Consider the following 10,765-nt stretch of genomic DNA (forward strand, 5'->3'; position numbering starts at 1 on the left):
ACGATCGCCTTGTGGACCTGCGCGATCGAGGCGGCCGCGATCGGCTCGCTGAACGAGACGAACAGCGCGCTCACGGGCTTGCCGAGGGCGGCCTCGACCGTGCGGAGCGCGACCGCCTGCGGGAAGGGCGGCACCCGGTCCTGCAGCTTCTCCAGGTCGAAGGCCGCGCGCATCCCGACGATGTCGGGCCGCGTCGCCAGGAACTGGCCGAACTTGACGTAGGACGGGCCGAGGCGCGTCATGGCCGCCGACAGCCGGGCGGCCCCGTCGTCGAGGCCGGGCCGCTCGAGGGAGCGGCCGATCCGCAGGGCGAGCCGCAGGTGCGGCGGCAGCTCGGAGGGATCGGCGAAGGCGAGGGCGCCCTCGCGGGCCAGCACGAAGCCGACCCGGGCGCCGCGGAACAGGTTGACGGCGGCGCTGATCACCGGTGCTGGCTCCCGTCGCGCGCGGGGGCGCTCAAGAGACCTTCCAGCCCGAATGGATCGCCACGATCCCGCCCGTGAGCGCCCGGTCGGTGACGTGCCGGAAGCCCGCGCGCTCGATCATGCCCGCGAAGGCGCCGCGGGTCGGGAACTTCCGGATCGACTCCACGAGGTAGCGGTAGGACTCGGCGTCCCCGGCCACCCGGGCGCCGATGCGCGGGATCACGTTGAACGAGTAGGCGTCGTAGATGCGGTCGAGCAGCGGAATGTCGACGGCGGAGAATTCCAGGCAGAGGAAGCGCCCGCCGGGCTTCAGCACGCGCCGCGCCTCGGCGAGGGCCGTCTCGATCCGCGGCACGTTCCGGATGCCGAAGGCGATCGTGTAGGCGTCGAAGGACGCGTCGGGCAGCGGCAGGGCCTCGGCGTTGCCGGTCACGAAGGCGATCCGGTCGCCGGCCTCGTCGACCCTGCGCTCCCGCGCCCGCTCGGCGCCGACCCGCAGCATCGACTCGTTGATGTCGAGGACGGTGACGCGGGTGCGCGGACCGCCGGCGGCCAGCACGCGGAACGCCACGTCGCCGGTCCCGCCGGCGACGTCGAGATGCGCGAAGGCGCGGTTCTGCGGCGGCCGCAGCATCGAGACGAGCTGCGCCTTCCAGGCCCGGTGCAGGCCCGCCGACATCAGGTCGTTCATGATGTCGTAGCGGCGGGCGACCGAGTGGAAGACGCTGTCGACGCGCCCCTGCTTCTCGTCGAGCGCCACGCGCTCGAAGCCGAAATCCGCGCTCGCGCGCTCAGACGCCCCGTCTCCGGCCTTCATGACGCTCCCAATCCTCGATGGGCGCGTCATAGCGAAGGTCGCGCCCGACCGCCATGCGTCGAAACAGGCGGCTGGGGATCGGACCCGGTGCTGCGACGCGCCGAAGACGTGTCTCAGCCGACCCGGGCGCGGAGCGCGTCCGCCACGGCGCTGGCCATGGCGCGCGTGCCCATCGGGTTGACACCGGCGCCGGCGATGTCGGCGGTGCGCGCGCCGCCCGCGAGGGCGTCGGTGATGGCGCCGTCGAGGGCGTCGGCGGCGTCGCCGAGGCCGAAGGAGTAGCGCAGGCACATGGCGAGCGAGCCGATCATGGCGATCGGGTTGGCCTTGTCCTGGCCGGCGATGTCGGGGGCCGAGCCGTGGACCGGCTCGTAGAGCGCCCGCCGCAGGCCGCTCGCGTCGACCGCCCCGAGGGAGGCCGAGGGCAGCATGCCGAGGGAGCCGGTGAGCATGGCGGCGATGTCGGAGAGCACGTCGCCGAACAGGTTGTCGGTCACCAGCACGTCGAACTGCTTCGGCCGGCGCACCAGCTGCATGGCGCAGTTATCGGCCAGGATGTGCTCCAGCTGCAGGTCGGCGTAGTGCTCGGCGTGCACCCTGGTGACGACCTCCTTCCAGAGGACGCCCGACTTCATCACGTTGTGCTTCTCGGCCGAGGCGACCCGGCCCGAGCGCTTGCCCGCGAGGTCGAAGGCCACGTGGGCGATCCGCTCGATCTCGGCCGTCGTGTAGACCTGGGTGTCGACCGCCCGCTTGGAGCCGTCCTCCAGCGTGGTGATCTCCTTCGGCTCGCCGAAATAGACGCCGCCGGTGAGCTCCCGGACGATCATGATGTCGAGCCCCTCGACCAGCTCGCGCTTCAGCGCCGAGGCCTCGGCCAGGGCCGGGTAGCAGATCGCCGGGCGCAGGTTGGCGAAGAGGTCCAGCTCCTTGCGCAGGCGCAGCAGGCCGGCCTCGGGGCGGTTCTCGTAGGCGACGCCGGCCCATTTCGGTCCGCCGACCGCGCCGAGCAGGATCGCGTCCGCGTCCTTGGCGCGCTGCAGGGTCGCGTCCGCCAGCGGGACGCCGTGCGCGTCGATGGCGCAGCCGCCGACGAGGTCGGTCTCGGTCTCGAAGGTCGCGAGACCGGTCTCCTTGAGGGTGTCGAGCACCACCTGCATGCCGCCGGCGACCTCCGGGCCGATCCCGTCGCCGGGGAGGAGGAGGAGCTTGTAGCTGGCCATGACGGTCTCGCGGGTTCGGTCTCGACGTGCCGGCGGGCTTTATCGAGGCTGCACCGTCATTGGCAAGCATCGGCGTCCAGCATCGGCGTCCCGCATCGGCCGGGCGCCCGCCCGCGCACCGGGGCGGATCGCGCCCCCGCGATCAGAGCATCGCGACCCGGCCGGTGCCGATGTCGTAGAAGCCGCCCACGACCTTCACGCGCCCGGCGGCGACGGCCTCCGCGAGGATGGGCCCGGCCTGTTGCAGGCGCCGGACACTGTGCCGAACGTTCTGGGCGACGGCCTCGGCCAGGGGATCCTGCGCCCGCGCCTTCTCGGCCAGGTCCACCGCCGGGCGAATCGCGTCGATCAGTACGGGGAGATGACCGGGAAGGGTCGCGTCGGTCTTCATGACGTCGATCGTCGCCTTCACGGCCCCGCAATCGGAGTGTCCGAGCACGAGGATCAGCGGCGCCCCGAGTACCGACACGCCGTATTCCAGGCTGGCGAGGCCGTCGGTGGTGACGAAGTTGCCGGCGACGCGGACGACGAACAGATCGCCCGGTCCCTGGTCGAAGATGAAGTCCGGGGCGACCCGGGCGTCGGCGCAGCCGACGATGCAGGCGATCGGGTACTGCGCCGCGGCGCGCGCGGCGCGACCGGCCGCGAAGTCCCGATTCGCCGGCGTGTTGGCCACGTAGCGGCCGTTGCCGTCGCGCAGTCGCGTCAGGGCCGCCTCGGACGTGATGGCGTTCGATCGCGCCCCGTCGAGGGCCGCCTCGGCGCGCCGGATCCCGGCGGAAGCCCCCATCGCGGTACCGGCCGCCGCGGCCGCCAGCAGGCCGCGCCGGGAGAGAGAGGGTCGATGCAGATCGCACACGGTGGACGGTCCCCTTTGCATCTGACGCCGGCCAGGCCCGGCGGACCGCTCGCTTCGGCAGCGCTGAGACAAGCACTGCGAGTCGTATCCCGGCCCGTTCTTCACCACAGAGTCCAAACTTTGCAGGAAATCCTGGACCTGAGGCCGGGCGCGGGGCATCCCTCCGGTCCGGAGCCGGCTGAACCGGGGCACGGATGTTGGACGATCATTTCCGGGATCGGATCGCTCTGCTTCGATCCGAGCGCGATTTCCGCCCGGCGGTCGCCGGTTACTGCCGGGGCATGATCGAGCCGGCGCAGATAGTTTGGCCCAGCCACAAGCTGCTCAACCAGATCGGGCGCTACGTGGTCTCGTTCATGCTGATCCACAACGACTACGCGTGGCGTCACCACGGCGGCCCCCGCCCCACCCTGACGGCCCTGCAGGCCATGGTGGGATCGAGCCCGCGGCAGACGGCCGGCTTCGTGTCGGCGCTGAAGGCCGGACGCTTCGTCACCGCGGTGGCGGACCGCGGCGACGGGCGGGTGAAATGCCTGCAGGCCGCGCCGGCCCTCGTCACCGAGATCGCGCGCAGCGGGCGCCTGTTCGTCGCCGCCATGGACGCCGTCGAGCGCCGCGACCCCGGCCGCGCCGGGACGCTCGACGGCCCGGACTGGCTCGGGGAACTGGTCCGCCGGTCGGCCGCCCACGTGCTGCGGCACGGCACGCTCATCGCCCCGTTCCCGCGGGTGCTCAAGTTCGCCGGTCGGGACTGCGGCTACCCGCTGCTCACCGCCCTCGTCGGGGCCCACTACGCCGTCACGGTGCCCGGAGCGCCGGCGGCGGTCTCGCTCAGCCTGCGCGGCCTCGCCGAGCGGCTGGACGTGTCGCGGGCCCATATCGGCAATCTGCTCGGCGAGGCTGAGGCGGCGGGATGGATCCGGATCACCGACGGCCGCCTGACAGCCCTCGATCCGACGCTGCTGGCGGAATTCGAGGCCTGGGCCGCCGGGCAGATGCTGTTCTACGACGATCTCGCGGCGGCGATCCTCACGGCGCCGCCGGCCGCGACCGTCCCGGCCCGCGCGTCCTGACGCCGGTCTCGCTTGTGTTCCGGCCGCTGCGGGGATACCTACGGGCGGCACCGCGCCGTGAGACCGTCCCGCGCGGGCCGCCGACAGGAGAGACGAGCCTTGGCCAGAGCCGGCTCAGCGACCGAGACCGCCCGCGCCGCCTCTACGGCGCTTCGGTCCCGTGCGCGCCGCTCCGGGCTCCTTCTTCCGCTCCTGCTTACCCGCCCCTGAGGGCCGTCCGGGCGCGCGCCTGGGCCTTCAGGGGAGTTCTTTCATTCGCGAATCCGCCCGCGAGGGCACCACGCCGCGCCGCGCCATCCCGTGCCGGGCGGCCCGCGACAGGGTAATGCCATGACCACGACCAGCACCGCCTCCGCCCGCGACCGGATCCTGATCTTCGACACCACGCTGCGCGACGGCGAGCAGTGCCCCGGCGCCACCATGACCTTCGACGAGAAGCTCGCGGTGGCCGAGTTGCTCGACACGATGGGCGTCGACATCATCGAGGCCGGGTTCCCCATCGCGTCGAACGGCGATTTCGAGGCGGTCTCCGAGATCGCCCGCCGGACCAAGCGCGCGACCATCGCGGGCCTCGCCCGCGCCATCCCCGCCGACATCGCCCGGGCCGGCGAGGCCGTGCGCCACGCCAAGCGCGCGCGGATCCACACCTTCGTGTCGACCTCGCCGATCCATCTCGCGCACCAGATGCGCAAGAGCCAGGACGAGGTCGTCGAGATCATCCTGAAGACCGTGGCCCAGGCCCGCGACCTCGTCGAGGACGTGGAGTGGTCGGCGATGGACGCGACCCGCACGCCGCTCGACTACCTGTGCCGCTGCGTCGAGGCGGCGATCAAGGCCGGCGCCACGACGATCAACCTCCCCGATACGGTCGGCTACGCCACGCCGTCGGAGTACCGCGACATGTTCGCGAACGTCCGCGCGCGCGTGCCGAACGCCGACAAGGCCGTGTTCTCGGTCCATTGCCACAACGACCTGGGCCTCGCGATCGCCAATTCCCTGGCGGGCATCGAGGGCGGCGCCCGGCAGGTCGAGTGCACGATCAACGGCATCGGCGAGCGGGCCGGCAACGCCGCGCTCGAGGAGATCGTGATGGCGCTGCGCACCCGCGCGGACGTGCTGCCCTACCAGACCGGCGTCGAATCGACCATGCTGACCCGCGCCTCGAAGCTCGTGAGCCACGCCACGAACTTCCCGGTGCAGTTCAACAAGGCGATCGTCGGCCGCAACGCCTTCGCGCACGAGAGCGGCATCCACCAGGACGGCATGCTCAAGAACGCCGAGACCTACGAGATCATGACGCCCGCCTCGGTCGGGCTGACCAAGACCTCCCTGGTGATGGGCAAGCATTCCGGCCGGGCGGCCTTCCGTTCCAAGCTGGAGGATCTCGGCCTGCACCTGTCCGACAACCAGTTCCAGGACGCCTTTGACCGCTTCAAGGCCTTGGCCGACCGGAAGAAGCACGTCTACGACGAGGACATCGAGGCGCTGGTCGACGAGAACCTCGCCACGGCCCACGACCGGATCCGGCTGGTCTCCCTGTCGGTGATCGCCGGCACCCGCGGCCCGCAGCGCGCGACTTTGCGGATCGCCGACGAGACCGGCACGCGGATCGAGGAGGCGGACGGCAACGGGCCGGTGGACGCGGTGTTCAACGCGATCTCGGCGCTGGTCCCGCACCAGGCGCAGCTGGAGCTCTACCAGGTCCATGCCGTGACCGGCGGCACGGACGCGCAGGCGGAGGTCTCGGTGCGCCTGCGCGACGGCGAGCGCAGCGTCACCGCGCGCGGCGCCGATCCGGACACGCTGGTGGCGTCCGCGAAGGCGTATCTCTCGGCGCTGAACAAGCTGTCGGCCCATTCCGTGCGCGTGCATGCACAGCATGCGGCGGCGGAATGAGAAAAAGCTGCGGCCGGGGCTGGACAGGCCCCGGCCGCGTTGGTATCAGCCCGCCACCCCGGACGGACTTGGTGGCCACCGGGCGGTCGCAGACGCGATCGGGCGCATAGCTCAGTTGGTAGAGCAGCTGACTCTTAATCAGCGGGTCCTAGGTTCGAACCCTAGTGCGCCCACCAAGACTTAGCCTACTTCCTGCTTACCGGATCACGATCCCGGTAAGCGCATGGTAAGCAGGGCGAACCGGTAAGCCCCCCCTCTCCGCCTCCCGAACCGCTCTGCGGTCAGCCAGCCTCGACGCGCTTCCTCGGCTCGCGGTAGCGTCGCTTCATGAGCGATGGCCACGATCCGATCAGCGAAGCTGTTGCGGCGCTTCGAGCCCGCGGCACACCGTGGGGCCATGGACAGGCGGGCTGCCCTGTTGGCCGGTCGACGGCGAGACGCTGACGGACGGCGACCTGCTCGCCCTCGCTGTGCGGGTCGGCCTCATGGACTCGACGACGACCACGCTGCAATTGGCCGGCCCATGGCCAAAGAACCCCCGCCCGTCACCGAACTGCGCAAGGCCGCCGAGGTGACCGATCAGGATATCGACGCCGCGGTCGACGCCGTGCTCGCGGATCTGGCAACCGAGGCCTAGCCGCTCGCGAAGGGCTGGACGCTCGACCTCGTCGAGACGCTCCGCACCGACGCGCGCGCCGCCGAGGCGCTGACCACCGAAAAGCCGGCCTGGAAGCGCAACATGGTCCGGACCACGATCCTGTTGGCCCATCCGGTGAAAGAATGAGCGAGACCGATCCGAGCGCCGACCGCGCGGCGACCATCGAACGTCTCTCCGAGCGGCTGAGCGGCTTCGTGCAGGGAATCGGGATGAGCGGCGCGGACGCGCGCGAGATTATTGACCGCGTGATCGCGTCCGACCCTCAAGCCGGGGACGGCGACCTGATGGCGAAGGCGCGCACCTGGATGTTGATCGCGCTGGGATAGCGGCATGGACGCCGCCGCCGACCCGATCATGAAGGCGGTGACCGCGCTTCGGGCCGCCGGCGTCGCAGTGGCGCCGATCGGCGACGAAATCGACCGCTAGCACTGCCGTCCGCTGGTGCCCCAGTCCGGAAGTTCCGCGACGTCCGCTACGGGTGGTTTGCTGCCGGTTCGCTGTTGGACGGCAACCGCATCGAAGCAGACGTCGCTCTTCGGTCTCTGTCTCAGACATCCCGATTGTTGAAGGCCGTTCGTGACCCTCCCGCGGCCGTCTCGCGTCCAGGCAACGAACAAGATGGATGCTCGATTGGATTTTGATTGAGTCGGCCCTGGACTCTCCGACGATAGATTGGCGGATGTCGGCTCGGATAGCGGCAAGGCAGTTTGCCGAGTGCGCATGAACGTGGTGTGGCAGATGCGCGTGGCTGACAGGTGCTGCTGAAGACACGCCGGATTGTATCGGTCGCGTCCCAGCCGCCTCAAGTTGCAGCAAATCAACTGCCGGGCGATCGAATGTCCCGCGCCCTCAACTTTAAGCAAAGTCCTAGACGCTGACGTCAATTATTGGGCCGTTTACTGTGATATCTTAATTTCTAGATTGTTTCCGAATCCAAGTTGATCTGACATCCGTATTATTGCTCATGAGATTGCCGCAGAAGCGGCATGTTGAGCCAGAAAGATAGAGCCCCATGTCCTCGATCACCCTGTCGGCCGCCACGCGCCAGAACCTGCTGTCGCTGCAGGACACCGCCCAGCTGATGGCGACCACGCAGAACCGCCTCGCCACCGGCAAGACGGTCAACTCCGCCCTCGACAACCCGACCAACTTCTTCACCTCTCAGGCCCTCGACGGCCGCTCCTCGAGCCTGAACACGCTCCTCGACGGCGTCTCCAACGGCATCCAGTCGATCCAGGCCGCCAACCAGGGCATCACCTCGATCCAGAAGCTCGTGGACCAAGCCAAGTCGATCGCCAACCAGGCGCTCTCGACCCAGCTCTCCACCACCGGCACCGCCGCCAACGCCTACAGCGCCAGCACCGCCTCCCAGACGGTCCTGCTGACGATCAACGGCACCTCGGTCTCCGCCACGGTCGCCGCCTCCTCGAGCATCAGCGCCACCGTCGCGGCCCTGAACTCTGCGGTCAGCTCGGCCTCGACCGCGTCGAGCGGCTCGTTCGGCGCCGGCGCGATCTTCTCGGTCGACAGCACCGGCACCAAGATCGTCCTGAACGCCCAGGCGGACGTCGAATTCCAGAACTCCGGCAGCCAGACGGCGCTCGGCTTCACCGCCTCGGCCACCACCGCCTCGACCTACGGCACCGCCGCCAGCACCGTCGTCTCCAGCGACCTGTCGATCTCGGGCGTGACGCAGCGCGCCTCGCTGGCGAACCAGTACAACAACCTGCTCAACCAGATCACGCAGCTCGCCGGCGACGCCAGCTACAACGGCGTCAACCTCATTGCCGGCAAGGGCAATGACTTGAACATCAAGTTCAACAACACCGGCAGCTCGACCCTCAACGTCGCCTCGGTCGACGCCACGGCGAGCGGTCTCGGTCTGTCGTCGATCACCAGCTCGAACAACTCGTCGAGCCAGAACGGTCTCGGCAACTTCCTGCTGAACTCGGACGTCAACAAGACCCTGGCGACCCTGACCAGCGCCGGCAACACGCTGAACTCCGCGGCGAGCTCCCTGGGCTCGAACCTGTCGGTCGTTCAGAACCGTCAGGACTTCTCCAAGCAGCTGATCAACGTGCTGAGCACGGGTTCGGCCAACCTGACGAACGCCGACCTGAACCAGGAAGCGGCGAACTCGCAGGCGCTGTCGACCCGTCAGTCGATGGGCATCTCGGCCCTGTCGCTGGCCAACTCCGCACAGCAGGGCGTCCTCCAGCTCCTGCGGTAAGCAACCGTCTTTTCAACTAATGAGGTGGCCGGAGCTCTGCTCCGGCCGCTTTCGATCGAGCGCACATCATGCAAGCGCGCGCGGGTAAAAGCGAAACTGTCATGACCGACTGCCGAACGATCACTCAGCTTCGTCGGGAGCTGGCATCGACAAATTCGACTCGCTCGACAATTGCCAAGTGAGGGCTTGCAGAGCTTCGTGCCAAAATACAATCAGATCAGGACCGCAGAAATTCCCCGATTGAAAAATTTCGAGATAACGCGGATCTTCTCGGCGTGACTTTAGGGCCCGACACGTGAGCACCACTCTGCCAGCAAGGTCGGCTTCTGGGCTTCCGACAGGCTAGGGGTCGCGGCTGGACCGGGTCGAAACCGGACTGCGACCTTCGCCGACCGCGAGCGGAGGCTTGTGGCACCTCGCCGCGTGCCGCGGACTCGTCGTGGACGGCGACTCACTTTAGCCCGGCGTCATGCCGAAGGTCCCATCGTCTCGACGCGCCCGGCCGCGTTTGGACCCTCGCCCTGGCGTGCTGGCGGCGCAGACGTCCGAACCGTCGACCGCCACTGAGCTGGTAGAGCGTGTGGGCATTCCCGGCCGAAAGCCCGGGAGACACCCCGCCGTCGCGCTGGCGCGGCTACAGGCTGACGGCCGCGCGGCCAGCGAGCTGAACCGGAATGTCGCCCGGTGACGTGCTGCGCATCGAGGAATGCCCTCGATGTCTGCCAACGGACCACCCCGCTCCCGAACTCTTGCGAGCCCATGCCTCAGGCGCTCGCCGCCGGAGCTTCATCGTTCAATATCGTCGCAAGGACGGGATCAATGGAGTCTGGGTAATTTGCAGCCCGTGTGACTACGTCTTCGAGGACGCATTTTTCGACGTAGGCTTCCACTTGCTTGCTGAGGGATACCCCATTGACCCTGGCCAGATGCTCGATGGCTCTGCGCAAATCGTCGCGCACATGAAACGAGATGCTGTTGCGTCGCCGCTCGTGCACAGCGAGTCGTGGGCGGCCAGGCCGACGCGTCGGCTGTTCAGTAGGCGTCGTTGACATGTAGGGCTCGCTGCGCGCGCTGTCCGGATCAGGATCGCTGCTGGGATGACGGAACGCGCGGCATCGGCGAGACCCGATGCAGGAGGGACAGCCCGCTCGGCGCAGGCTGTCAGCGCGCAGGGTTGGAGCCGACCTTGAACGGTCGACGCTCAGCTGGGCCGGGCGCGCGGATCGAATGACAGGCAGCTGGGTCGCTCTGCCCCGGCCGCCATGTCCATCAAGGAGACTGCTCTTACCGCAGGAGCTGGAGGACGCCCTGCTGTGCGGAGTTGGCCAGCGACAGGGCCGAGATGCCCATCGACTGACGGGTCGACAGCGCCTGCGAGTTCGCCGCTTCCTGGTTCAGGTCGGCGTTCGTCAGGTTGGCCGAGCCCGTGCTCAGCACGTTGACCAGCTGCTTGGAGAAGTCCTGGCGGTTCTGAACGACCGACAGATTCGAGCCCAGCGTGCTCGCCGCGGAGTTCAGGCTTGCGTCGGCTTTGGTCAGGGTGGCCAGCGTCTTGTTGACGTCCGAGTTCAGCAGGAAGTTGCC

9 protein-coding genes and 1 tRNA gene are annotated in these 10,765 nt (G+C 68.9%); 5 read left to right on the forward strand and 5 right to left on the reverse strand.

The window, feature by feature from the left end; genetic code table 11:
* The 4 genes from ME121_RS31630 to ME121_RS31645 all read right to left on the reverse strand — a co-directional run.
* The coding region (locus ME121_RS31630; protein WP_491892933.1) for an AarF/UbiB family protein at positions 1–425 on the reverse strand (425 nt) is incomplete at its 3' end.
* Positions 426–456: 31 nt separating this feature from the next.
* Complete coding sequence (gene ubiE, locus ME121_RS31635; RefSeq protein WP_012319623.1) at positions 457–1,242, reverse strand: bifunctional demethylmenaquinone methyltransferase/2-methoxy-6-polyprenyl-1,4-benzoquinol methylase UbiE; 786 nt, start codon at positions 1,240–1,242, stop codon at positions 457–459.
* A gap of 113 nt (positions 1,243–1,355) precedes the next feature.
* The gene (gene leuB / locus ME121_RS31640; RefSeq protein ID WP_012319622.1) at positions 1,356–2,465 is read right to left on the reverse strand and encodes a 3-isopropylmalate dehydrogenase; all 1,110 of its coding nucleotides are present in this window, start codon (positions 2,463–2,465) and stop codon (positions 1,356–1,358) included.
* A 142-nt stretch (positions 2,466–2,607) separates the two neighbouring features.
* Positions 2,608–3,345, reverse strand: coding sequence for a carbonic anhydrase (locus ME121_RS31645; RefSeq protein ID WP_059410249.1), 738 nt, complete (start codon positions 3,343–3,345; stop codon positions 2,608–2,610).
* A 260-nt stretch (positions 3,346–3,605) separates the two neighbouring features.
* Between ME121_RS31645 and ME121_RS31650 the strand changes: the two genes are divergently transcribed.
* The 5 genes from ME121_RS31650 to ME121_RS31675 all read left to right on the forward strand — a co-directional run bounded on the left by ME121_RS31650 (position 3,606) and on the right by ME121_RS31675 (position 9,181).
* Positions 3,606–4,397 (forward strand): hypothetical protein, encoded by a 792-nt coding sequence (locus ME121_RS31650; protein ID WP_246753223.1) that lies wholly within the window; start codon positions 3,606–3,608, stop codon positions 4,395–4,397.
* A 330-nt stretch (positions 4,398–4,727) separates the two neighbouring features.
* Positions 4,728–6,293 (forward strand): 2-isopropylmalate synthase, encoded by a 1,566-nt coding sequence (locus ME121_RS31655; RefSeq protein ID WP_059410250.1) that lies wholly within the window; start codon positions 4,728–4,730, stop codon positions 6,291–6,293.
* A gap of 100 nt (positions 6,294–6,393) precedes the next feature.
* Positions 6,394–6,469 (forward strand) — tRNA-Lys (locus tag ME121_RS31660).
* A gap of 604 nt (positions 6,470–7,073) precedes the next feature.
* Entirely contained in the window at positions 7,074–7,277 is a 204-nt protein-coding gene (locus ME121_RS31670; protein ID WP_012319471.1) for a hypothetical protein, read from the forward strand.
* Between the two features lie 686 nt (positions 7,278–7,963).
* Entirely contained in the window at positions 7,964–9,181 is a 1,218-nt protein-coding gene (locus tag ME121_RS31675; protein WP_059410251.1) for a flagellin N-terminal helical domain-containing protein, read from the forward strand.
* Positions 9,182–10,465: 1,284 nt separating this feature from the next.
* On the opposite strand, the gene ME121_RS31680 is transcribed toward ME121_RS31675, so the two are convergent.
* The coding region (locus ME121_RS31680; protein WP_274852555.1) for a flagellin at positions 10,466–10,765 on the reverse strand (300 nt) is incomplete at its 5' end.

This window comes from Methylobacterium sp. ME121 (assembly GCF_000974725.1).
Lineage (GTDB): Bacteria > Pseudomonadota > Alphaproteobacteria > Rhizobiales > Beijerinckiaceae > Methylobacterium > Methylobacterium radiotolerans.

Bases quoted from the DNA above. Each gene is read 5' to 3' on its own strand.
- ubiE (WP_012319623.1), bottom strand. From the start codon at position 1,242: ATGAAGGCCGGAGACGGGGCGTCTGAGCGCGCGAGCGCGGATTTCGGC.
- leuB (WP_012319622.1), bottom strand. From the start codon at position 2,465: ATGGCCAGCTACAAGCTCCTCCTCCTCCCCGGCGACGGGATCGGCCCG.
- ME121_RS31645 (WP_059410249.1), bottom strand. From the start codon at position 3,345: ATGCAAAGGGGACCGTCCACCGTGTGCGATCTGCATCGACCCTCTCTC.
- ME121_RS31650 (WP_246753223.1), top strand. From the start codon at position 3,606: ATGATCGAGCCGGCGCAGATAGTTTGGCCCAGCCACAAGCTGCTCAAC.
- ME121_RS31655 (WP_059410250.1), top strand. From the start codon at position 4,728: ATGACCACGACCAGCACCGCCTCCGCCCGCGACCGGATCCTGATCTTC.
- ME121_RS31670 (WP_012319471.1), top strand. From the start codon at position 7,074: ATGAGCGAGACCGATCCGAGCGCCGACCGCGCGGCGACCATCGAACGT.
- ME121_RS31675 (WP_059410251.1), top strand. From the start codon at position 7,964: ATGTCCTCGATCACCCTGTCGGCCGCCACGCGCCAGAACCTGCTGTCG.